This is a genomic window from Faecalibacterium sp. 9, assembly GCF_048320955.1.
GTDB lineage: Bacteria > Bacillota > Clostridia > Oscillospirales > Ruminococcaceae > Faecalibacterium > Faecalibacterium wellingii.
This window is the reverse complement of record NZ_JBLWGB010000002.1, coordinates 561,553-582,508: the sequence shown is the minus strand read 5'-3', so window position 1 is coordinate 582,508 and position 20,956 is coordinate 561,553. Positions and strand designations below refer to the sequence as shown.

General features: G+C 54.0%; 24 protein-coding genes. 16 read left to right on the top strand and 8 right to left on the bottom strand.

Features of this window, described 5'->3' with window-relative positions; translation table 11 throughout:
- Positions 1-68 precede the first annotated feature (68 nt).
- The 5 genes from ACKXF9_RS11515 to ACKXF9_RS11495 form a co-directional block, all read right to left on the bottom strand.
- A complete protein-coding gene (locus tag ACKXF9_RS11515; RefSeq protein WP_418266270.1) occupies positions 69-407 on the bottom strand; it encodes a hypothetical protein in 339 nt (112 codons plus the stop codon).
- Between the two features lie 237 nt (positions 408-644).
- Positions 645-1,094 (bottom strand): hypothetical protein, encoded by a 450-nt coding sequence (locus ACKXF9_RS11510; protein ID WP_418266269.1) that lies wholly within the window; start codon positions 1,092-1,094, stop codon positions 645-647.
- A gap of 206 nt (positions 1,095-1,300) precedes the next feature.
- Positions 1,301-1,900: a hypothetical protein gene (locus ACKXF9_RS11505; protein WP_418266268.1), complete on the bottom strand. Its 600-nt coding sequence runs from the start codon at positions 1,898-1,900 to the stop codon at positions 1,301-1,303.
- On the bottom strand, positions 1,897-2,709 hold the full coding sequence (locus tag ACKXF9_RS11500) for a hypothetical protein (RefSeq protein ID WP_418266267.1): 813 nt from the start codon (positions 2,707-2,709) through the stop codon (positions 1,897-1,899). The genes ACKXF9_RS11505 and ACKXF9_RS11500 overlap by 4 nt, the downstream gene beginning before the upstream one ends.
- On the bottom strand, positions 2,706-2,939 hold the full coding sequence (locus ACKXF9_RS11495) for a DUF739 family protein (protein WP_154259699.1): 234 nt from the start codon (positions 2,937-2,939) through the stop codon (positions 2,706-2,708). Before ACKXF9_RS11495 ends, ACKXF9_RS11500 begins: the two co-directional genes overlap by 4 nt.
- 355 nt (positions 2,940-3,294) lie before the next feature.
- Between ACKXF9_RS11495 and ACKXF9_RS11490 the strand changes: the two genes are divergently transcribed.
- The 6 genes from ACKXF9_RS11490 (at position 3,295) to ACKXF9_RS11465 (ending at position 8,614) form a co-directional block, all read left to right on the top strand.
- Positions 3,295-3,885: a helix-turn-helix domain-containing protein gene (locus ACKXF9_RS11490; RefSeq protein ID WP_154259700.1), complete on the top strand. Its 591-nt coding sequence runs from the start codon at positions 3,295-3,297 to the stop codon at positions 3,883-3,885.
- Between the two features lie 93 nt (positions 3,886-3,978).
- Positions 3,979-4,302: a DUF4258 domain-containing protein gene (locus ACKXF9_RS11485; protein WP_154259702.1), complete on the top strand. Its 324-nt coding sequence runs from the start codon at positions 3,979-3,981 to the stop codon at positions 4,300-4,302.
- A gap of 3 nt (positions 4,303-4,305) precedes the next feature.
- Entirely contained in the window at positions 4,306-4,536 is a 231-nt protein-coding gene (locus ACKXF9_RS11480; RefSeq protein ID WP_154259704.1) for a type II toxin-antitoxin system MqsA family antitoxin, read from the top strand.
- On the top strand, positions 4,533-5,606 hold the full coding sequence (locus ACKXF9_RS11475) for a tyrosine-type recombinase/integrase (RefSeq protein ID WP_418266266.1): 1,074 nt from the start codon (positions 4,533-4,535) through the stop codon (positions 5,604-5,606). The genes ACKXF9_RS11480 and ACKXF9_RS11475 overlap by 4 nt, the downstream gene beginning before the upstream one ends.
- A gap of 619 nt (positions 5,607-6,225) precedes the next feature.
- On the top strand, positions 6,226-6,978 hold the full coding sequence (locus ACKXF9_RS11470) for a zinc ribbon domain-containing protein (RefSeq protein ID WP_418266265.1): 753 nt from the start codon (positions 6,226-6,228) through the stop codon (positions 6,976-6,978).
- Positions 6,979-7,183: 205 nt separating this feature from the next.
- Positions 7,184-8,614 carry a hypothetical protein gene (locus ACKXF9_RS11465; RefSeq protein ID WP_418266264.1) on the top strand — a complete coding sequence of 477 codons (1,431 nt, stop codon included), beginning with the start codon at positions 7,184-7,186 and terminating at the stop codon, positions 8,612-8,614.
- Positions 8,615-8,887: 273 nt separating this feature from the next.
- Here the strand turns inward: ACKXF9_RS11465 and ACKXF9_RS11460 are convergent, their stop codons facing one another.
- Both ACKXF9_RS11460 and ACKXF9_RS11455 read right to left on the bottom strand, forming a co-directional pair.
- Positions 8,888-9,757, bottom strand: a complete 870-nt coding sequence (locus ACKXF9_RS11460; RefSeq protein ID WP_418266263.1) for a tRNA 2-thiocytidine biosynthesis TtcA family protein — start codon at positions 9,755-9,757, stop codon at positions 8,888-8,890.
- Between the two features lie 17 nt (positions 9,758-9,774).
- A complete protein-coding gene (locus ACKXF9_RS11455; protein ID WP_418266262.1) occupies positions 9,775-10,896 on the bottom strand; it encodes a cysteine desulfurase family protein in 1,122 nt (373 codons plus the stop codon).
- Between the two features lie 392 nt (positions 10,897-11,288).
- Between ACKXF9_RS11455 and ACKXF9_RS11450 the strand changes: the two genes are divergently transcribed.
- The 6 genes from ACKXF9_RS11450 to ACKXF9_RS11425 all read left to right on the top strand — a co-directional run bounded on the left by ACKXF9_RS11450 (position 11,289) and on the right by ACKXF9_RS11425 (position 15,855).
- Entirely contained in the window at positions 11,289-12,650 is a 1,362-nt protein-coding gene (locus tag ACKXF9_RS11450; protein WP_418266261.1) for a uracil-xanthine permease family protein, read from the top strand.
- A gap of 254 nt (positions 12,651-12,904) precedes the next feature.
- Entirely contained in the window at positions 12,905-13,456 is a 552-nt protein-coding gene (locus tag ACKXF9_RS11445; protein WP_005926148.1) for an NADH peroxidase, read from the top strand.
- A 157-nt stretch (positions 13,457-13,613) separates the two neighbouring features.
- Positions 13,614-14,381, top strand: a complete 768-nt coding sequence (locus ACKXF9_RS11440) for a heparan-alpha-glucosaminide N-acetyltransferase (RefSeq protein ID WP_418266260.1) — start codon at positions 13,614-13,616, stop codon at positions 14,379-14,381.
- A 152-nt stretch (positions 14,382-14,533) separates the two neighbouring features.
- On the top strand, positions 14,534-14,950 hold the full coding sequence (locus ACKXF9_RS11435; RefSeq protein WP_005940293.1) for a flavodoxin: 417 nt from the start codon (positions 14,534-14,536) through the stop codon (positions 14,948-14,950).
- 331 nt (positions 14,951-15,281) lie between these two features.
- Positions 15,282-15,638, top strand: a complete 357-nt coding sequence (locus tag ACKXF9_RS11430) for a nitrous oxide-stimulated promoter family protein (RefSeq protein WP_418266259.1) — start codon at positions 15,282-15,284, stop codon at positions 15,636-15,638.
- Between the two features lie 58 nt (positions 15,639-15,696).
- The gene (locus ACKXF9_RS11425; RefSeq protein ID WP_249238587.1) at positions 15,697-15,855 is read left to right on the top strand and encodes a DUF1540 domain-containing protein; all 159 of its coding nucleotides are present in this window, start codon (positions 15,697-15,699) and stop codon (positions 15,853-15,855) included.
- A gap of 66 nt (positions 15,856-15,921) precedes the next feature.
- Here the strand turns inward: ACKXF9_RS11425 and ACKXF9_RS11420 are convergent, their stop codons facing one another.
- Complete coding sequence (locus ACKXF9_RS11420; RefSeq protein ID WP_418266258.1) at positions 15,922-16,536, bottom strand: HAD family hydrolase; 615 nt, start codon at positions 16,534-16,536, stop codon at positions 15,922-15,924.
- Positions 16,537-16,666: 130 nt separating this feature from the next.
- Here ACKXF9_RS11420 and ACKXF9_RS11415 point away from each other — a divergent pair, with 130 nt between their 5' ends.
- The 4 genes from ACKXF9_RS11415 (at position 16,667) to tsf (ending at position 20,937) form a co-directional block, all read left to right on the top strand.
- The gene (locus ACKXF9_RS11415; RefSeq protein ID WP_418266257.1) at positions 16,667-16,966 is read left to right on the top strand and encodes a PRC-barrel domain-containing protein; all 300 of its coding nucleotides are present in this window, start codon (positions 16,667-16,669) and stop codon (positions 16,964-16,966) included.
- 136 nt (positions 16,967-17,102) lie between these two features.
- Positions 17,103-19,040 carry an LTA synthase family protein gene (locus ACKXF9_RS11410; protein ID WP_418266256.1) on the top strand — a complete coding sequence of 646 codons (1,938 nt, stop codon included), beginning with the start codon at positions 17,103-17,105 and terminating at the stop codon, positions 19,038-19,040.
- A 202-nt stretch (positions 19,041-19,242) separates the two neighbouring features.
- Positions 19,243-19,965 (top strand): 30S ribosomal protein S2, encoded by a 723-nt coding sequence (rpsB, locus tag ACKXF9_RS11405; protein WP_022257112.1) that lies wholly within the window; start codon positions 19,243-19,245, stop codon positions 19,963-19,965.
- A 48-nt stretch (positions 19,966-20,013) separates the two neighbouring features.
- Positions 20,014-20,937 carry a translation elongation factor Ts gene (gene tsf, locus ACKXF9_RS11400; protein WP_418266255.1) on the top strand — a complete coding sequence of 308 codons (924 nt, stop codon included), beginning with the start codon at positions 20,014-20,016 and terminating at the stop codon, positions 20,935-20,937.
- Positions 20,938-20,956: the final 19 nt, after the last annotated feature.

Here is a 20,956-nt window from a genome sequence, read left to right as displayed (position 1 = left end):
GTAATGGTTCAAAAGAGCGTCTATACTATGCTCTTATTATACCATAAAGCGGACTATAACACAAGAAATCACGTTGTAATGTCCTCTTCGTCTGCTTCTTTCTCGTAGTCGTCCAGCCACGCTGCCACGGTTTCAAGGTTCATCGGCGGCGGGGCGATCACGGTATTGGTCGCAACGTCTTTGATGAAGTAGAGCTTCGTGCTCTTGTCCACATCCACGTCAAGGCCGAGTGCGTTTGCCCTTTTGCTCAGGCGCAGGAAGTCAAGAAAACGATTGCGCTGCGCTTCGGACAGGCTGAGCACCTCTTCCACCAGCTCGACCGCCATTTTCCTTTTCTCCGGGGTCATGTTAGGGCAATACACTTCCGCTTCCTTCACAAGCTGCTCGTGCAGTTCCTGTTTGGTCATGCTGCACACCTCCTCAGCCCCAGAAACCGAAGGTGCGCCAGTAGGCCACCGCACCCACGAAGAACATCAGCGCCACAGGAGCCGTACACTGAAATTGATAAGCAGTCATTGTAAAATTCCTCCGTTTTTGTTAAAATAGAGGCGGGAAACACGCCGTGCAAAGCATATTCCCGCCATTTGCCGCCCGTCCCTGTTGGCGCAGGGAAAGGCGGCTTTCTGTTTGTCGGCGGTCTTGGCTTATTGCTGGTTCAGGCTCTGGGTTTCCACCTTGATGATGGGTGTGCCGTCAACCAGCGCGGGAGTGATGCGGAGCAGGGTGTCAGGGCTCTTGCCCTTGTAGTCAAGGAAAGTCAGCTCCATGCCCTCGCTGGGGTCTTCTGCTTCCATGCCGCTGGTGCTGCACATAAGGCTCAGCTTCTTATCTTCCAGCAGCGTGGCCACATCCGTCATGGTCGGGTTGTCGTTGACGGTCTGGGGCCGCTGCTCCTCGTCACAGATGAATGTGCCGATCACAGAGCCGTCCGGCATGATGGTCAGCAGATCAGAGTAGCCCTCATAGGAGCTCTCAAAGGTCAGCAGGGTGTTGCCCTTTGCATCGCGGGATGCGTTCAGCAGCTTCTCGCCGCTCAGGCACTCGCCGATGGTGTCAGTGCTGGCGGTGGTGAAAAAGTGCTTCATTTCGTTCATGGTTTTGTCCTTTCTGGCCTTACAGGCCATTCAAAAATTTATTAAACACGGCCAGATTAGGCCGGGTTGCCGTTGGTTCAGCGGGTCATGCGCTCCACGTAAACCCAGATCAGGCGCAAAGCCCGCAAATCTGCGCGCTCCAGCAGCTTGGTGATAGCATCGGTGTAGCTGGCGCGGTCGATGCTCTCGTTCACAAAATCACCCCCTCACGCGCTCTTGTTGCTGTCGCCGATTTGGGCGGCAGGCTGGATGCCCTGCGTCAGCTGGGGCAGGGGCGGTGCCTGCAAAGCTTTCACCGGGGCTTTATCCATAGCAGTCACAAAACCGCGATAACGGTTTCTTGCAAGCTCGCTGCGCGAACTCTGGGTAAGTGCTTTGATCTGCGTTGCAGGCGTTCCGTAATAGTTGCGCACGGCTTCCGGCTGCTTGTCAAAGATAGCCTGAATCTTCGCCTTACCGCCGCCGTGATTGGTTCCTTCCCCGTCCGTATAGCCGATGCAGGCCGTTTCCCAGACCTCTTGCATACTGCGTGCCGTGTCCAGCGCGTTTTCCCACATCCGTTCCGGGGACGGCAGTGCATCAAGCTGGATGTCCCGGACGGCGGTTGTCCAGTCGCGGAGAAAATAGTTCAGGCACTTGCACTTAGCCAGTGCAATAAGAAATGCCTGTTCGGCAATGTTATCCGGCACGGTGCCAAGGTTGGCAGCGTATGCTTTCAGCTGGGCGGTCACTCGCTCATCGGAAAGATGCTCGCCAAAATAGGCCATTCGCGCCTGCATAAGTTCCTGTAATTTTTCGGTTGTCATTCGATCACCCCATTTTTTCTTTTAAGGTCGTTGATAATTCGGCTGATCTGGTCGCCAGCGCTCTCAAACTCTGGCACGGTGTTGGTGGGTTTGTCCTTATCCAGCGGATAAAACTTTAACCAGCCTTGCCGGGTGGCCTGCTTGACCACCTCTGTCCATTCACAGCGGTGAAATTCTTCATCCAGCTGCTGGCACAAGCTGCGGCGCATGGTATCGGTCAGGCTCTTGCGCTTTTCTTTGCGCATACGGTCATAGTCCTGAAGGGCCTGCAGCAGCTCGCCGTCACCATCGGCAAAGGTTGTGAAAATATCCGCCGGGGAAGTATCAGGCTCGCCAGCCGCGGCAGCGGCGTTGCTCTCCTGTTCTAACCTACACTTCTCTACACTATCCTTCACTATGCTATACTGCGGCTCCTGCTGGTTTCCGTTTTGGTTCCTGATTGGTTCCGAAATGGTTCCATTGTCAGAAAGGATGTAACGCTTTGATGCTGATTCTTTCAGCAGTGCAAGCTCGTTTTGAAACATAGTCTTGCGGTAACGGTCGCTCTTGAGCGTGTTGTTTACCTTCCAGTCAGTCACAACAAGCACACCGGAACTGAACGAAATTACATAACCAGCGGCTTCCAACTGCTTCAAATCACCGGTAGTGCATCCGATGGTGCGCACGATGGTGCGGGGACTTGAAACAAACCCGTCATCATCGGCACGCATACCCAAATGAAAGTAGAGCGCCTGCGTTTTGGGCGGTAGGTCAAGAAAAGCGTCGGTTTCCACCACGTCCACCGAAAACATTCTTTTGTTTGCCATCATGCACCCTTCTTGCTCTTGGGAGACGGTTCAAAGAAAAACTCTCCGATCTGCTCCCGGGGAATGTTCAAAACAGCGGCCACGCGGGTGATCTCGTCGCTCGTCCAGGGCTGGTAGCCCTTCATGCGGGCCGTCATGGTACTCTTTGCCATGCCTGCGGCCTGCGCCACATCCCCTTGCCGCAGCTCCATTTCCGCGAACCTTACGCGGAGCCTGTGAAACGGTTGATACATTTAGTTCACCTCCTTCAAATCGTCAACGGTCACGCCCAGAGCTGCGGCCACGTGGCCTGCGGTAGTGCGCCATACGGGTTGACCCTTACGCATTTTCCATATAGCATTGCGTCCAACGCCTGCCTTTAAGGAAAGTTCCTCGGTAGTCAAGTTCTGACGCGCCATCTCCGCTACAACTTTCACGCGATCGACTGTAATTGACTTCGACAATTCATCTCACCTCGATTCAGGGACTTTTGTCCCTCTACAGCGTATTATAACAGGGCTTTTTATCCCTGTCAATGGTTAAATTAGGGCTTTTTCTTCCTTTTGAAGAAAAAATATGATATACTACACGCTAAAGGGGGAGTTTTAGATGACAATCGGAGAAAGAATCGCCGAGGAGAGAAAGTTTGCTGGATTGACGCAAAAAGAACTCGGCGCACAAACTGGCATTGACCCATCGACAATTCGCAAATACGAATCCGGGAGACTTAACCCCAAAATTGAAACAATAAAGAGAATCGCAGAAGTCTTGAATATAAACTGGTATGTACTACTCGGAGAAGATGACGATTTACAGGGGCTTGTAAAGGCCGTTGATTCTGTTGAATATGATCCTGAAAAAGAGCGGCCAATGGTCGATGTTGATGGGAATCTTTATCTACAAGACTTAAAAACATTGGACGACTTAAAAGATCAGCAATTTAGAAAAGATCACGCGGGGCATGAGAATTGTTCACACTTGCAGATTACTGACATTGAACGAAAAAGACGCTATCTTGATGAACTGTTTTTTTGTCTGAATGACAGCGGCCAGAACTTACTAACAGAAATGGCAAAAGCTATTTGCATGTTGGACAATTACCGGATACAAGTTCTGTCTTTGTCTGGCTTTTTAACGTATGAAAAAACTATAGCTGATAAATTATCGCCACCCAGCCCATTATCGGATGATAAAAAATAAAGCCCACTGCGCAGAGCACAGCAGGCAGGGGCGTGTCGCAAAATTGCGCAACCCACTGACGGGCAATCATTGACATAGAAAGAAGGTGAACCAATGGAATTGACCATAGAGAACCTGCGCACACTGGCTCAGGGCGGGCAAATCTTTCTGACAGCCCACTCACAGGCCCGGCTTTATGAGCGCGGTATCCTGCTGGCAGACATTCGGCAGGCCATCCAGAGCGGGAAGATCATCGAATACCGTCCGGATGATTACCGCTGTCCGTCCTGTTTAGTGCTGGGGGTCAATCTGGCAGGCCGCTGGCTGCACGTTGTGTGCGGTGTTCATGAGGGTGCACTGTGGATCCTCACAGCCTACTGGCCAGATCTCGACCACTGGAACGCAACGTATACTGAACGAAAGAAGAAAGGGGAATAAATTATGACTTGCTTTTTCTGCAAGGGCGAAATGAAGCCCAGCACGACCATTCACACGGTGCAGCTGAAGAACTGCGTTGTGGTTATCAAAAATGTTCCCTGCATGGAGTGCGAACAGTGCGGTGAAGTCGTGCTGTCTGCCGATACAGTGGAGAAGATAGAGCGCATTTTGCAGACGGTCGAAAAGGCTGTTGCTGAAATTACCGTGGTCAACTTCCCGGATTGTGCAGCATGAGCAGGCGAACGAACAGCGCCGTTTGGCAGGAAGCTTACAGCCGGTGGCGTGTGGCGGTGCAGAAAGACGGCCAGCGCCGGTATTTTTACAGCAGCACTCCCGGCCGCACAGGCCAGCGGGAAGCGAACCGCAAGGCTGATGCGTGGCTTGAGGACGGCATAGGCGTGAAGGTGGGCCGCGTTGAGGACGTGTATAAGATCTGGCTCGAGGGCTTAAAGCAGACCACCAGCCCAAGCAATTATGAACCGATCGAGAGCCGGTGGCGTACCTGGGTGCTGCCGATCATCGGAAAAAAGCGGGTCAATGCCCTGACGGATGCTGATTTGCAAGCCATCATCAACAAAGCCCACGCGGCAGGCAAGAGCCGTAAAACCTTGCAATCACTCGCCGGGGATCTCCGTGCCTTCTGCAAATACTGCCGCAAAAGCAAGCTGTCCACCTATCTGCCAGAGGATGTGCAGATACCCGCCGGGGCGCGTCTGAAAGGCAAAAAGGTCTTGCAGCCAGATGATCTAATAAAGCTGTTCACGGTGGATACAACGCTTTATCGGGGCAAGCGCGTGCCAGATGATTATATTCACGCCTACCGGTTCGCGGTCTTGACCGGCCTGCGGCCGGGGGAGCTGGTGGGCCTGCGCTGGGCAGATATCAAAGGCAGCACCGTCAATATCTCCCGTGCCATCAACGTAAAAGGGCAGGAGACGCGCGGGAAGAACGAAAATGCTTGCCGGTCATTCGTCCTGCCGGACGTTGCAAAGGCTGTCCTAGAAGCTCAGAGGGCTATCACCGGCCATTGTGAAAGCGTGTTCTGTCTGGAAACAGAGCGCCGGTTTTATAAGCGCTGGAAAGTGTACTGCGCTGCCAACGATCTGCAGCCGGTCAGCTTGTACGAACTGCGGCACAGCTTTGTGTCCGCGATCAAGACGCTGCCCGCTGGTGAGGTCAAGGCGCTTGTAGGTCACTCCGAAGATATGGACACCTACGGCATTTACAGCCACGCCCTGACCGGTGAGGATGTGCAGACCGCGCAGGCTGTCAATGCGGTATTTATGAAGCTGCTACACGGCTGAAAAATACCACAGTTTTTACCACACTTTCGGATTTTAGGGGCTGAATCACATTTCCGTAGGCCGAATTTCAAGCCATAGCAACGCCACATTTTCAGACTGAAAAATGCGATTTTTTCACGATAGAACGGCGGAAATTGGTTCGACTCCCATCGCCTCCACCATAAGCCCACCGTAATTTTGATAGAATTACGGTGGACTTTTTCTATGCCCAAAAACTGCTTAAAATCAAGGCTTTCGCCGTTTCAGCACATAAGTGAACCCCGCTGCAGAGCAATTATGCAGCGGGGTTTCGTGCTATTTGCGCGGATTGAGGTGTTTTGTTCCGCTGTAATCGTTAAACAGCCGAGTATTCGTTGAACTGCTGAGGGTAATCGTTGAATTATAGGTGCAATCGTTAAATGATTGTTTTTCAATCTTAGAGATTTAACGATTGTAGGTTGAATTTAGTATTATCAATATAATGCTTATACATGGTACTCGCAGGCAACAAACGAATCTGAATATTCTGTAATCCAAGATTCTGCAACATACCAAGTGATACCACACCTTTTTCGATGACATCTGAAGACGCAGTCGGTATATTGAGAAGAAACTGGTTGCAAACAAGGGTGAACTGCCGATGTATTATGCAGAAGGAACCCATGAGCCAATTATTGCCCCTGCCACATTTGAACAAGCCAAGGAACGGCTTCGCAAGATAGCACAGCAGACGGCAAACCGAAAAAAGCCGTCACGTTCAGCTTTTTCTGGCCTTATCCGCTGTGGCATCATCTGCGGTGACTGTGGTGCTTTCTTCGGCTCCAAAGTGTGGAACTCCACCAGCAAATACCGCAGAGTAATTTGGCGGTGCAATAACAAATTCAAAGGCGAGCACAAATGCGAAACGCCCCATCTTTATGAGGAAACTATCAAAACCCGGTTTGTGGGCGCATTCAATGCCATTCTCGCAGACAAAGACAGTGCCCTGGAGAATTGCCGTTTGATGCAGTCCACGCTGACGGACTGCTCCGGTCTCGATGCCGAGATAAAGTCCCTGCTTGAGGAAATCGATGTAGTGACTGAGCTGACAAAGCGCTGCATCGCCGAAAACTCACAGACAGCTCAAAACCAGGAAGAATACGCTGCCCGGTACAACGGTTTCGTGGAACGGTACGAAAAGGCAAAAACACGGGTTGAGGAGCTGCACAGCATAAAGAACGTACGGCAAGCACAAGCGGATGCCATTGGCGCATTCATGTTTGAGGTGCAGGAGTTGGACACGCTTTCCGAATTTGACAACAAACTCTGGCTGACCGTTATCGATACGGTGACCGTCCACGCCGATGGGCGGATGACCTTCAAATTCCAAGGCAGCACAGTGATTGATGCATAAGCCCAAAAAACATAAAGGCCGCAGGTTTCGCTGACTGCGGCTTTTTTCTGCCTAAAGACATTGTAAAAGTAGATGATATATGTTACAATAAGGTATAATTTGTCGGTTCTGAATTAGTTTTTTGCGACGATTCTCTTTTTAGTAGTCGGGAATTTGGGTTGAATTTATGTAATCCGTATTCAAAAACACGCCAGGAGGTATTGAAATGCTGCTGTTCTCTGCACAGCTTGAAATAAGTAATGCCATGACAAAAGAAGCATTTGTCCGGTTGGCTATTGAATGGAACCAGGGAAGCCCTCATGTGGAGAACCGCATCCAAGGTATTAATTGGAACGGCGAGTATAACGTGCGTTATGGCACAGAGAATCTTTGGCTTGCGATTGAAGAGTATCGCAATAAAAATACCGTTGCAATCAGATATGAGAAAACTGAAAGTGATGGTGTGGTCTGGGATACCGATTATGTCATGAATTTTGATGACATGAAAATGTCCATTCGCCTTGACCGCAGTTTTTTGGAAGAAGCACTGACTATGGATGCTGCTTTTTCAACGCCACATTTCATTACGCTTTTAATTGAGCATAACTACATTAAATCTGATGGTATTCTGCCAGTGCTTAGAACTCCCTATTTCATTAAGGTAGATAATATAACAACGCTCACTGATGTTATAAATGGGAAAGAAAAGTACCGGATGCCGGTTGTTTATATATCAAAAACAGCAAATGACGATGACCCTGTTGAAATTTGGAAACTTGCAGGTCGACTAAAGGGTGTTGCCCATGTCCTCGTTGAGGAAAGTACATCGCTTAATTCCGCTATCAGAAGGCTTTGCAATGATAATAACGAATACTACGGAGCAGTCGGTGTATATTTTCCTAATAATGCTTACGGACATAAACGGTTCTTATATCGTGCCTACGACGGCATTGATGCAGTTTTAGCTGAAAAAGTCATTCGCAGTGTCATTCAATACTGCAATGCGCAAATGGTGGATACACTGTACACATGGCAGGGCGTAAATAATGCGCTACTGCGTGATCGTTTAGATAGCCGGAGTGCGGAGCTGCTGTTGGCCGAAAAAGAAAAAGAACGGGTTTCAGAGGAAGCGGATCAGTTGATTGAACTTGGAGATGAGGATGTACGCCGACTCAAAAAACAAGTCGAGGAATTGACGCGATCAAATGAGACTCTTGCTTATGAGAACCAAGGACTGCGGACCAAGATAGATGGTGCTGATAGCTTACCAGTTTTGTATTTGGGAGACGAAGATGAGTTTTTCCCTAATGAAATCAAGCTCATTGTATTAGATGCACTCAAGGACGCTCTGCCAAAGTATGCCACAGGTACTCGTCGGAGAGATGTATTGATGGATATTATATCCAACAATAATTGTCAGAACATTCTCGTTGAACGTGCTGAAGAACTGAAAGTACTTCTGAAAGGGTACAAAAATGTTTCAGGATCAATGAAACGAACCCTTCAGGACATAGGATTTACGATTACCGAAGACGGAAAACATTACAAATTAACGTACTTTGGTGATGGTCGCTATATGGTTACATTAGGTAAAACTCCAAGCGATGGTCGCTCTGGGCTGAATACAGCAACAACAATTATAAAAAATATGCTGTAACTTATGGTATCGCATTTGCAGTAAAGGGGGGTGCATTTCCGAAAACTACTGCACCCCCTTTGCGCCGAAAATGCACCCCCTCTTGAAATTCTATTAAAGTTAGGGTCATTTGCCAAATGTGAATCAGGCGAACCCTGCCACGATCTGCTTCATGGGTACGTTCTTCGTCCTGACCATGCCGCTCTCCGAGCGGTAAAAAATAAGCACTCGGCTTTCATTGCCGGGTGCTTATTTTTTGCTCGCATAGCTTTGACAGAATGCCTCTAAAAGAGATCAATCTTCGGCATGAAGTTCCTGCTCTTTTTCGTTGAAGCGTTCCAGAAAGCTGTGCTCTACACCTTCGGACTTATAGCCCGGCATGGTGTCCAGCGCCACAGCGTGGATGCTGCGGAAAATGCTGTTTTCGATGTTGGGATTCTCACGCTTCAGGCGGCGCAGCAGAGTCTTGACCTCCTGCCGTTTAGAACCGCCGCCGCCGTTGTCGCACATGGTGCAGTTCTCCGTAAAGCGGCAGGCGCACTGGATGAATTCCAGTTCGTTGTAGCGCTTCCAGGCCAGAATGTCCTCTTCACGGATGCAGTACATCGGGCGGATAAGGGTCATGCCGGGGAAACTGGTGCTGTGGAGCTTGGGCGGCATGGCCTGCAGCTGGGAACCGTAGAACATGCTCATCACGGTGGTCTCGATCACATCATTGAAGTGATGGCCCAGCGCGATTTTATTGCAGCCCAGCTCCCGGGCCTTGCTGTACAGGTGGCCGCGGCGCATCCGGGCGCAGAGGTAGCAGGGGTTTTTGTCGGTGTTGTTAGCCACGGCAAAGATGTTGCTCTCAAAAATCGTTACCGGGATGTGCAGCAGTTCGGCATTGCTCTCGATCTTCTGGCGGTTGATCTCGTTATAGCCGGGGTCCATGACCAGAAATACCAGTTCAAAGGGCACATCGCTGTGGCGCTGCAGCTCCTGCATGAGCTTTGCCATAAGCATGGAATCCTTGCCGCCGGAAATGCACACGGCAATGCGGTCACCGGCCTGCACCAGTTCGTAGCGCTTTACCGCCACGATGAAGGGTGTCCACAGCTCTTTGCGGTATTTTTTGATGATGCTGCGTTCGATCAGCTGATAGGGCTCTAAAGTCTTTTTCATGGGTCGCCTCATATATCTCACTGGGTCAGAGTGGTGTAACAGGCATCGAAGGCCTGCATAAAATCGTCGAGTTCCTGTTCGGTGGTCAGGTGGCTCAGGCTGATGCGCCACGAGGACAGTGCGTTGCGCCGGTCATGGCTCACGGCAAATACCGCTCGGGAGGGCAGGCCGTCCGAAGAACAGGCAGATTTGACCGAGACGCAGACGCCTCTGGCGTCCAGCTCCCGCTGAAACACGGTGCCCTTTACATTCTGCACGCTCAGGTTCAGGATCTGCGGCACAGCCCCTTCCGGGCTGTTGATGCGCACCTTGGGGTATTTTGCAAGGACGGTGCGCAGGCGGGCGTTCAGAGCGCGGATGTGCTCCACCCGGGCGGGCAGCTCGGTGACGGCCTTATCCAGCGCCAGCGCCAGCGAACAGGCCAGCGCCACGGTGGGGGTGCCGCTGCGGTAAATGGTGGTGCTCTCGCCGCCATGGATGAGCGGCTCCAGCGCAAGGCCGCGCCGCTTGACCAGCACACCAATGCCGTTCAGCCCATAGAACTTGTGGGCGGTCAGGCTCATGGTGTCGATGCCTTCAAAGCTGACCGGAAGCTTTCCGATGGCCTGCGTGGCATCCACATGGAAATGGCAGTGAGGATAGGCCTTTAAGATCTCTGCGATCTCGGCCACCGGTTGCACCACGCCCAGCTCACTGTCCACGGCAGTGACGGCCACCAGAATGGTGTCCGGGCGCAGCAGTTCTTTCAGGTGGGCAAGGTCCACCGTGCCGTCCTGCCGGATGTCCAAGAGATCGATCTCGTAACCCTGCTCCTGCAAAGCGGTCAGGCTGCCGCTCACCGAGGAATGCTCCAGCGGCGTGGAAATAATGTGTTTGCCATGGTGGCGCTCCAGCCGGGCGATGCTCTTGATAGCAAAGTTGTTAGCTTCACTGGCACCGGATGTATAGATGATCTCGGCGGGCTGCACATTCAGACTACGGGCAATGCTCTGGGTGGCGGCATCGATGGCAGCCTTTGCGGCAGTGCCTGCTGCATGGCGGGAATTTGCATTGCCCGGGCAATTGCGCTCTACTTCGCAAAAGCGCTGCAAAACCGCTTCGTCTACCGGGGTATTGGCGGAATAATCCAGATAGATCATAAACTCTCCTGATAATTCTCTTATAATACAGATTGCAATGGTAGGTTATATTATAGTGCGATTTGGGTTGGATTGCAAGAGAGCAGGCGCGATCTTCCGGGCTGGAAATACAGGAGAATTGTGCAAAATGGTTGCACACCGGCCAAAAGTCTGCTATAATCTCTTGAAGGACTGCCCGTTGCGGCCTTTTGCGGGGCTTGGGCGGCGGTTTGGAAAGAGCCTGAATGAAAGGGGGAGCGCACCATGCTGCACAAGAATCATCGACTGCGCTGCATTGCACTTCTCATTTCCGGGCGGAATCATTGTTCCCAAATTTCAAGGGCATTGCCGTTTTGCTGACGGCGGTGCCTCTTTTTTTGGGCTGCGAGTTCTGTAGGAGGCAGAAAAACTTCATGAGTGAAAAGATCGATTACTCCAAAGGCGTTTACGACGCGCGCCAGCTGGGCGCAGGCCGTATGTTCATTCTGGGCGTGCAGCACATGTTTGCCATGTTCGGTGCAACGGTGCTGGTGCCGCTGCTCACCGGCCTGAGCGTTTCCACCACCCTGCTGTGCGCAGGTCTGGGCACCCTGCTGTTCCACCTCATTACCAAAAAGAAGGTGCCTGCTTTTCTGGGCTCTTCCTTTGCGTATCTGGGCGGCTTCTCCATCGTGGCCCCCATGCTGGCTGATGCGGACGGCAACCTGACCGTGGCCAATACCAAGATGCTGCCTTATGCCTGTGCGGCCATCGCATTCTCCGGTTTGGTGTATCTGGCAGCCAGCGTGCTGATCTCCACCTTCGGCATCCGCCGCATCATGAAATTCTTCCCGCCGGTGGTCACTGGCCCCATTATCATTTCCATCGGCCTGATCCTGGCCCCCTCTGCTATCAACAACTGCCAGTCCAACTGGATTCTGGCCTTTGTGGCGCTGGGTACCGTCATTGCATGCAATATCTGGGGCAAGGGCATGGTCAAGATCCTGCCCATCCTCATCGGTGTGCTGGTGTCCTATGCAGTGGCACTGGTGACCGGCGCAGTGGACTTCCAGCGCATTTCTGAGGCTGCATGGGTGGGCATCCCTCTGCACAAGGAGGCCATGGGCCTGTTTGCCATCGACGGCAGCCCGGAGTTCATCAGCGCCCTGTTCACCATCATCCCCATTGCACTGGCAACCATGATGGAGCATGTGGGCGATATCGCCGCCATCAGCGCTACTGTTGGCCACAACTATATCAACGACCCCGGCCTGAACCGTACCCTGCTGGGTGACGGTCTGGCAACCACCATGGCCGGCCTGCTGGGCGGCCCGGCCAACACCACCTACGGCGAGAACACCGGCGTGCTGGCTCTGAGCAAGATCTACGATCCGCTGGTCATCCGCATTGCTGCCGTGCTGGCAATCATTCTGAGCTTCAGCCCCAAGTTTGAGGCTGTCATCAACACCATCCCCACCGGCATCATCGGCGGTATCAGCTTTGTGTTGTACGGCATGATCTCCGCCATCGGTGTGCGCAATGTGGTGGAGAATCGCGTGGACTTTACCAACAGCCGCAACCTGATCGTGGCCGCTGTCATTCTGGTGTGCGCTCTGGGCTTCAACTCTGTGGGCGGCGTCAGCTTTGCCGTTGCAGGCGTCACCATCAACCTGTCTGGTCTGGCTGTGGCCGCGATCGCCGGCATCCTGCTGAACGCTATCCTGCCCGGCAACGACTACGAGTTTGATGCTGCCGACGGCTCCGAAGCCGCTACCAGCAGCAACCTGCAGGTGTGATCGGATCTGACTGAAATACAGCAGTTCTTTCTGGGCACGCTTTCCCGATTCCGCTTTGGCGGGGCCGGGGAGGGCGTGCCCTTTTTGGGGTGTGGACGGGTTTATTTTTAAAAAGTAGGAATAATTCTTAAAATTATCCTTGACTAACTAGGAATCATTCGCTATAATAGAGCCATGAGAAGGGCCGGTGAGTACCAACACCCGCACTTCAAAAACCAGTGAATGATAAAAGATAATGATGGAGGTCAATTCTTATGAAGAAATATGTTTGCACCGTCTGTGGTTATATTGCTGAAGGCGAGATCCCGGCACAGTGCCCCGTCTGCAAGGCTCCTGCTTCCGCTTTTGTGGAGAAGACCGGCAACACCTATGTGACCGAGCATGTTGTGGGCATCGGCAAGGCTGAGGGCGTGCCTCAGGAGATCGTGGATGGCCTGCGCGCAAACTTTGAGGGTGAGTGCAGCGAGGTCGGCATGTATCTGGCGATGGCTCGTGTGGCTGAGCGTGAGGGCTATCCTGAGATCGCCGAAGCTTACAAGCGCTATGCCTACGAGGAGGCAGATCACGCTTCCCGCTTTGCAGAACTGCTGGGCGAGGTGGTCACCGACAGCACCAAGAAGAACCTGATGATGCGTGCCGAGGCTGAGTGCGGCGCATGTGCAGGCAAGATGGATCTGGCCAAGAAGGCAAAGGCCCTGAATCTGGATGCCATCCACGACACCGTTCACGAGATGGCAAAGGACGAGGCCCGTCACGGCCGCGGCTTTGAGGGCCTGCTGAAGCGCTACTTCAACACCGAAGTCTGATAAGGTTTCCCCAGTTATTCATTTGACCGCTGCATGGCTTTGCCGCTGTGCAGCGGTTTTTTTGTTCAACCTACGGAACGGTTCCGTTGACAGGCACAGCGGCGGCGGGTTATAATTTATCTCGTGTTCAATGAACTGCAAAAGAGGAGACGGGGGAATGAAAAACGGACACACCACCCGGCAAAAGGCCCCGGCGGGCCGCTACGCCCTGCTGGACGAGCTGCGCGGGCTGGATCTGGTCAGCATGATACTGTACCATGCCTGCTGGGACATGATGTTCCTGTTCGGCATCTGGATGGACTGGTACGCGGGAATGCCGGGGCGTCTGTGGCAGCAGACCATCTGCTGGGTGTTCATTCTGCTGTCCGGCTTCTGTGCGCCCTTTGGGCGGCATATGCTGCGGCGCGGTGTTACCGTGTTTGCCGCCGGAGCGCTGGTAACGGCGGTGACGCTGGTGTTCATGCCGGGAGGCCGGGTCGTTTTTGGCGTGCTGACCTTTCTGGGTACGGCCATGCTGCTGACCGGTGTGCTGGAACCGCTGCTGAAAAAAGTGATGCCCGCTGTGGGCCTTGCGGTGTCGGCGGTGCTGTTTGCGGTGTGCTACCCGGTCGGCTTGGGCTGGGTGGGCCTTGGCGGCTGGAAGCTGATGCTGCCGCAGAGCCTGTATGCCAACTACTTTACTGCATTTTTTGGCTTTTACCCGGACTGGTTCTACTCCGCCGATTACTTTGGCCTGCTGCCGTGGCTGTTTTTGTTCTGGGTGGGGTACTACCTGCACAAGGCGGTGGGCCGCAGACGCATGGAACCGCTGCGCCGCTCGGTGTGCCCGCCGCTGGGCTGGATGGGCCGGCACTCGCTTTTGCTGTATCTGCTGCATCAGCCGGTGATCTATGGCGTACTTTCGGCTGCGGCTCTTTTTTCATAAAAAGCTTGACAGAGCCCGGAAACTGTGGTACGCTATTTGTGGTTAGAAAATACTAACCAAGTGAAAACGCGCCTGCGTGGTCAGACGCGTTTTCATGGAACATAAAGTTAGAGATATCTAACTAATATTGATTTGAGAGAGGACGATCTTTTATGAGCAAAGTAGCAGTCGTATTCTGGAGCGCAACCGGCAACACTGAGACCATGGCAAACTGCGTGGCAGAGGGTGCAAACGGCACCATCGTGCCCTGCAGCGAGATGAACGCCGCAAAGCTGGCTGAGTTTGATGCAGTGGCTTTTGGCTGCCCCGCAATGGGTGCTGAGCAGCTGGAGGAGAGCGAGTTTGAGCCCATGTTCTCTGATCTGGAGGGCTCGCTGAACGGCAAGAAGATCGCCCTGTTCGGCTCCTACGGCTGGGGCGACGGCCAGTGGATGCGCGACTGGGTGGAGCGTGCTCAGGGCGACGGCGCACAGGTGCTGAACGGCGAGGGCCTGATCTGCAACGAGGCTCCGGACGATGATGTTCAGGCTGCATGCCGCAAGCTGGGCGCTGATCTGGCTGCATGGTAAGCCGGAGAAGCTTCTCTTGACAAACAGAGACTGCTGCGATAAACTATGAGAGCACCGCAAAACGGTGTTTTTACAGAACAGAAAGTTAGTAAACACTAACTTTCGCGCAAAAACAGCAGCCTCTGTACAGGATGCATCAAAACTGCGGCAGGGGACGGCAGACGGAAAGGTCTGTGCTCCTGCCGCTTTGATTTCGGAAGGCGGTGTATATGGCAGTGGCTGCAGCAATTGGTGTTACAGTAGGCTTTGCACTTCTGCGCAGTGTGGTGCGCCGCGCTGCGATCCGGTCGGGCCGCTGTAAAAAGGAATAAAACTACAGGAGGCCCGCCCCATGCAGGATACCCCAAAGGATCTGGACAAAAAACGCGCAGACGAAAAGCTGCTGGTCAGCGAGATGATCGCTCTTTACTGCCGCAGGCAGCACAGAACACCCAAAGGAACCCTGTGCCCGGAATGCAGGCAGCTGCACGATTATGCCCTGATGCACATTGATAAGTGCCCATTCATGGAGACCAAGACCTTCTGCTCAGCCTGCAGGGTGCACTGCTACCAGCCCGCCATGCGGGAGAAGATCCGCGCGGTGATGCGCTGGGCAGGCCCCCGGATGCTGCCGGTGCACCCGGTGCTGTCCATCCGGCATGTGGCAGTCACAATCCGGTCTAAGCGCGAAGCAAAAAAGGCTGGATGACATTTCCAGTATAAACCTGCTGCCTGCGGGCCATGCTAAGGGCAGTGAGGTGATAAATATGGAAAACATCGGCGTTACCTGTGATGTCTGCGAGTGCAGCCACAATGTGAGCGGCTGCAAGTGCGAGCTGCCCCAGATCAAAGTGACAGAGCAGTGCACCTGCAATACGCAGCAGGTGGAGACCCCGCACTACTGCCAGAACTACGAGAAAAAGTAACCCCAGCGCACAGCAGCCCCCGCCGGATGGTCCATCCGGCGGGGGCTGCTGCTGGTTCTATGGAAATTACCGCAGGGTCACATTACAGGTGGCAAGGCTGCGCACCAGAGTGCCCACATTCTCCTTCATCTGGATGCCGGCAAAGCCCAGCGCAAAGGCGGCCTGCACGTTGGCCAGATTGTCATCGATGAAAACGCACTCGCTGGCCCGGAGGCTGTATTTGTCCAGCAGCGCCTGATAGATGCGGGGGTCGGGCTTGTTGATGTGCACCTCACAGGAGGCCACGCCGCCATCGAAGTTGTCCAGAACGCCCCGCGTCTGGAACAGTTCCAGCACGTCCTGCGGGATGTTACTCAGGTAATACACGCTGTAGCCATGGTTCTTCAGGCGCTGTACCAGCTCCTGCATCCGGCGGCGCGGACGCAGGATGTGCAGCCAGTCGTCCAGCACGCCCTGCACCTCGAACTCGCGCCCGGCGGCCTTTGCCTTTTTGAGCATGGAGCTGTTGCCGTTAAAGCGGGAGACCAGCCCGGCATCCAGCTGCTGCCATTCTTCACTGCCAAAGGTCAGGTCATAGACCTGCTCTTCAATGGTGGCGTTGCACAGGCGGTCTACCAGATAGGCTTTGGGGTCAAAATCCACCATGACGCCGCCCAGATCAAAAATGATGCTTTTATACATTTATAATATCCTCGATTTTCTGATGGAATGCTTTCCCTCAGTATACCACAATCTGCCATGCGGTTTCCACTGCTTTTTGCATGAGCGGCCCGGCGGCTGCATAAGCTGTGGCAGAAAGGGGAGAGCGGCATTGACCATCCGGGAATTGTGTGAAAAGGAAGTGGTGCAGCTGGAGCAGGGCGTCTGCCTTGGTCGGGCCGATGATCTGGCCTTTGACCCCGCCACCGCCCAGCTGCAAAGCCTGATCCTACTGGGCAGGCCCCGGCTGTTTGGGCTGCTGGGCCGGGATGAGAGCCTGACCATCCCATGGCAGGAGATCGAGACCATTGGCGCGGATGCCATACTGGTGCACACGGCCCTGCCGGAAGCACCGCCGCAGCCGGAAAAGCCCGCGTTCTGGCGAAAGCTGCTGGCAAAATTGGGAACATGAGAATTTTTTGTAAAATCGGGGGTGGACTTTTTCGGTAAAGTGACTATAATAATCGCAGGAGCTTTGTGCAAAAAGCGTAGGAAACGTTGCTTTTGCGTTGAATGAAACCATCGGGATGAGGAAAGGAACAGGAACTATGAAAACTCCAAAACCGCTTTTGACGCTGCGGATGGTGTTTCCGCTGGCGGCATCGCTGATCGCGCTGCTGCTGGGTGAATGGATCGCCCGCGGAAGCCTGAGCGCAGATGTATTTGCAGAATTTATCTTTCCGCATATCGGGGCCTACCTGCTGGCATGGCTGCTGCTGTTTCTGGTGTGGCTGCTGCTGGACTGGGTATTCCGCTGCCCGCCGCTGTCCACGCTGGGCATGGCGGTGCTGGGCTGTGCGCCCTGTGCGGTGAACTTCTATACCCTGCAGCTGCGCGGCGAGCCTTTTCTGCCGTGGGATCTGGCACAGGTGTCGGAAGCTGCCGGCGTGGCGTCCGCTGCAGGCCTCAAGATCCAGACCAGCATGGTCGTCACCATCATCGTGATGCTGGCACTGACGGTGGGCAGCTTCTTCCTGTTCCGCGGCCGTCAAAAACAGCGCTGGCTGCCCCGGCTGGCGGGCTCTGCCGCCACGGCTGCAGCCCTCTGCCTGCTGGTGTTCGGTGTGTACTTACAGCCTGCCGTCACCCGGGCCGTCGGCATTGTGCCGGACGCATGGATGCAGGATCGTTACTACCGCTACTATGGCGTGATCACCGGCTTTATGACGAACCTCACCAATCTGGAGATCGACAAGCCGGAGGAATACTCGCAGGAAGCAGTGGATGCTCTGCTGGACAATGTGGACGAGAGCCAGAAGTTCAACACCAGTCCGCTGTATTCCACCAGCTACAGTGCCGTCACTCCCAAGGACGAGCAGGTGAAGGACCCCACCATCATCTATGTGATGGACGAGTCCTATTGGGATGTCTCGGAGCTGGAACAGTACGGCATCACCTTTGATACGGATGTCTCCCAAAACCTGCATGCATTGCAGCAGACCAGCGCCTACGGCCGGGCCTACAGCCCCAGCTTTGGCGGCGGCACCTGCGATGTGGAGTTTGAGGCGTTGACCGGCTATTCGGTGTCCTTCCTGCCCAGCGGCAGCAAGCCCTACCAGCAGCATGTGACCAAGCCCATGTTTGCCATGCCCAACTATCTCAAGAGCCGGGGCTATCAGACCGCTGCCGTGCACTGCTTCTGGGCAAAATACTGGAGCCGCGACAAGGCTTACCCCAATCTCGGCTTTGACGATTTTATCAGCCTTGAGGATATGCATGGCGTGACCAAGGTTCGGAAACACTACTGGACGAGCGGCCTTGTTACCGATGATTCCATGGCAGACCAGATCATCCAGCAGTACGAGAGCATGAAGGCCTCCTCGGATAAGCCGGTGTTCCTGCACGCCGTCACCATGCAGAACCATACCAATTATAATAAGGACAACTATCCGGACAACGAGCGCGTAAAGGTGGTGTCCCATCCCACGGGCCTCAAGCCCAGCACCGTGGGTGCACTGGAGGACTTTGCCACCGGCATCCGGGACGCGGACGCCATGCTGGGCAGGCTGACCGAATACTTCTCTCAGGTGGACGAGCCGGTCATTCTGGTGTTCTGGGGCGACCACTACAACCCCATCGACTCCAACTATGACGTTTATACCGCCACCGGCTACGCCAGCGATTCCAGCGCAGACCCCCGCCTGCACCAGACCACCCTGCTGATGTGGTCCAACTACTCCGACCAGCAGGTAGACCTTGGCACCATTGCCGCTTACGATATCTCGCCGGTGATGATGGATATCTACGGTCTGGAAGAGCCGCTTTACTTCCAGTTCCTGAACCGTCAGCTGCGTGTGGCCAGCCGCACCAATACCCGCGGCACCACCATGAATCTGGACGGCACCACCACGCAGGAGCCCACAGAGTTCCAGCAGCGGTGGCGCGCGGAGCACTGGCTGCTGCAGTACGACCTGATGTTCGGCAAAGGATATGCGCTGGATCGCATGGGCCTTTCGGCCTTCAGCGCACCGGCAAAGGGCAAATAAGAGAAAAATAACGTTTTTCTTTGTAAAAAACAGAGAAAAACACTTGCAACCGCATTCTTTTTGTGGTACTATAACAAAGCATTACACACGCATCACTATGCCCTTTTGTGCTCTTACGAGTGGAGGGCAGTCTGCCGGTACCCGATGTACTGTGCAGATCACGGTGTGCGGAGGCAAAACAATATCTGGAGGTATTTTTATTATGGCAGTCGTTTCTATGAAGCAGCTTCTCGAGGCAGGCGTGCACTTCGGTCACCAGACCCGCCGTTGGAACCCCAAGATGGCTAAGTACATCTTCACCGAGCGCAACGGCATCTATATCATCGATCTGCAGAAGACCGTGAAGAAGCTGGACGAGGCTTACAACTACGTGAAGGAAGTTGCAGCTGAGGGCGGCGACATCCTGTTCGTCGGCACCAAGAAGCAGGCTCAGGAGTCCATCCGTGACGAGGCTCTGCGCTGCGGCATGCACTATGTCAATGCTCGCTGGCTGGGCGGTATGCTGACCAACTTCCGCACCATCCGCAAGCGCATCGACCGTATGGATCAGCTGGCTAAGATGAAGGAGAACGGCACCTTCGAGCTGCTGCCCAAGAAGGAAGTTGCCAAGCTGGAGCTGGAGATGGAGAAGCTGGACAAGTACCTGGGCGGCGTCAAGAACATGAAGACCCTGCCGAAGGCTATGTTCATCGTCGATCCTCACAAGGAGCGCATCGCTGTTGCTGAGGCCCGCAAGCTGAACATCCCCATCGTTGCTATCGTTGATACCAACTGCAACCCCGACGAGATCGATTACGTGATCCCCGGCAACGACGACGCAATCCGTGCTGTCAAGCTGATCGCTGGCGCTATGGCTGACGCTGCGCTGGAAGGCAAGCAGGGCAACCAGGAGGCCGCTCCCGCTGAGGATGCAGCAAACGCCTGATTTCCCATCCCACAAACAACAAAATAACGTGTAAGGGAGAATACGAAAATGGCTATTTCTGCAAAGGACGTTATGGAACTGCGCAAGCAGACCGACTGCGGCATGATGGAGTGCAAGAAGGCTCTGACCGAGGCTGACGGCAACTTCGAGAAGGCAATCGAAATCCTGCGTGAGCGTGGTCTGGCTACCGCTGCCAAGAAGGCAAGCCGTACCGCTGCCGAGGGTATGGTCTACGCTGACTACTGCCCCCAGTGCAAGGTGGGTGTTGTCATCGAGGTCAACGCTGAGACCGACTTCGTTGCCAAGAACGACAAGTTCGTTGCTTTCGTCAAGGAGGCAACTCAGGTCATCATGAAGCAGAACCCTGCTGATGTTGAGGCTCTGATGGCTTGCAAGACCGAGAACGGCGAGACCGTGGACGAGGCTCTGAAGAACCTGATCCTGGTCATCAAGGAGAACATCAAGGTTCGCCGTTTCGTCCGTTACGAGGGCGTCTGCTCTGCATACGTCCACGGCGGCGGCACCCACGGCATTCTGGTCAACTTCGAGACCACCAACGGCATCGAGACTAAGGACGAGTTCGCTGCTTACGGCAAGGACATCGCTATGCAGGTCGCAGCTGCAAACCCCGGCTATGTCGATGAGGCATCTGTCCCCGCTGAGGTCGTGGCCAAGGAGAAGGAGATCATGCTGGCTCAGATGGCTGGCGATCCCAAGACCGCTAACAAGCCCGAGGCTGTGAAGCAGAAGATGATCGAGGGCAAGATCAAGAAGTTCTTCAAGGAGAACTGCCTGGTCGATCAGGAGTTCGTCAAGGACGGCGACCTGACCGTTGCTCAGTACACCGCTAAGGTCGCTAAGGATCTGGGCGGCGACATCAAGATCGTCAAGTTCACCCGCTTCCAGAAGGGCGAAGGCCTGGAGAAGCGTGCTGACGACTTCGCTGCTGAAGTTGCAAGCATGGTGAAGTAATTTAACCTTTGGGTTGAAT

Excerpts from the sequence above, each read along its gene's own strand:
- ACKXF9_RS11420 (WP_418266258.1), bottom strand. The coding sequence starts at position 16,536 with ATGTATAAAAGCATCATTTTTGATCTGGGCGGCGTCATGGTGGATTTT.
- rpsB (WP_022257112.1), top strand. The coding sequence starts at position 19,243 with ATGGCAGTCGTTTCTATGAAGCAGCTTCTCGAGGCAGGCGTGCACTTC.
- ACKXF9_RS11465 (WP_418266264.1), top strand. The coding sequence starts at position 7,184 with ATGCTGCTGTTCTCTGCACAGCTTGAAATAAGTAATGCCATGACAAAA.
- ACKXF9_RS11485 (WP_154259702.1), top strand. The coding sequence starts at position 3,979 with ATGGAATTGACCATAGAGAACCTGCGCACACTGGCTCAGGGCGGGCAA.
- ACKXF9_RS11445 (WP_005926148.1), top strand. The coding sequence starts at position 12,905 with ATGAAGAAATATGTTTGCACCGTCTGTGGTTATATTGCTGAAGGCGAG.
- ACKXF9_RS11480 (WP_154259704.1), top strand. The coding sequence starts at position 4,306 with ATGACTTGCTTTTTCTGCAAGGGCGAAATGAAGCCCAGCACGACCATT.
- ACKXF9_RS11435 (WP_005940293.1), top strand. The coding sequence starts at position 14,534 with ATGAGCAAAGTAGCAGTCGTATTCTGGAGCGCAACCGGCAACACTGAG.
- tsf (WP_418266255.1), top strand. The coding sequence starts at position 20,014 with ATGGCTATTTCTGCAAAGGACGTTATGGAACTGCGCAAGCAGACCGAC.
- ACKXF9_RS11475 (WP_418266266.1), top strand. The coding sequence starts at position 4,533 with ATGAGCAGGCGAACGAACAGCGCCGTTTGGCAGGAAGCTTACAGCCGG.
- ACKXF9_RS11470 (WP_418266265.1), top strand. The coding sequence starts at position 6,226 with ATGTATTATGCAGAAGGAACCCATGAGCCAATTATTGCCCCTGCCACA.
- ACKXF9_RS11505 (WP_418266268.1), bottom strand. The coding sequence starts at position 1,900 with ATGACAACCGAAAAATTACAGGAACTTATGCAGGCGCGAATGGCCTAT.
- ACKXF9_RS11455 (WP_418266262.1), bottom strand. The coding sequence starts at position 10,896 with ATGATCTATCTGGATTATTCCGCCAATACCCCGGTAGACGAAGCGGTT.
- ACKXF9_RS11430 (WP_418266259.1), top strand. The coding sequence starts at position 15,282 with ATGCAGGATACCCCAAAGGATCTGGACAAAAAACGCGCAGACGAAAAG.
- ACKXF9_RS11500 (WP_418266267.1), bottom strand. The coding sequence starts at position 2,709 with ATGATGGCAAACAAAAGAATGTTTTCGGTGGACGTGGTGGAAACCGAC.
- ACKXF9_RS11450 (WP_418266261.1), top strand. The coding sequence starts at position 11,289 with ATGAGTGAAAAGATCGATTACTCCAAAGGCGTTTACGACGCGCGCCAG.
- ACKXF9_RS11440 (WP_418266260.1), top strand. The coding sequence starts at position 13,614 with ATGAAAAACGGACACACCACCCGGCAAAAGGCCCCGGCGGGCCGCTAC.
- ACKXF9_RS11515 (WP_418266270.1), bottom strand. The coding sequence starts at position 407 with ATGACCAAACAGGAACTGCACGAGCAGCTTGTGAAGGAAGCGGAAGTG.
- ACKXF9_RS11510 (WP_418266269.1), bottom strand. The coding sequence starts at position 1,094 with ATGAACGAAATGAAGCACTTTTTCACCACCGCCAGCACTGACACCATC.
- ACKXF9_RS11490 (WP_154259700.1), top strand. The coding sequence starts at position 3,295 with ATGACAATCGGAGAAAGAATCGCCGAGGAGAGAAAGTTTGCTGGATTG.
- ACKXF9_RS11410 (WP_418266256.1), top strand. The coding sequence starts at position 17,103 with ATGAAAACTCCAAAACCGCTTTTGACGCTGCGGATGGTGTTTCCGCTG.
- ACKXF9_RS11495 (WP_154259699.1), bottom strand. The coding sequence starts at position 2,939 with ATGTATCAACCGTTTCACAGGCTCCGCGTAAGGTTCGCGGAAATGGAG.
- ACKXF9_RS11460 (WP_418266263.1), bottom strand. The coding sequence starts at position 9,757 with ATGAAAAAGACTTTAGAGCCCTATCAGCTGATCGAACGCAGCATCATC.
- ACKXF9_RS11425 (WP_249238587.1), top strand. The coding sequence starts at position 15,697 with ATGGAAAACATCGGCGTTACCTGTGATGTCTGCGAGTGCAGCCACAAT.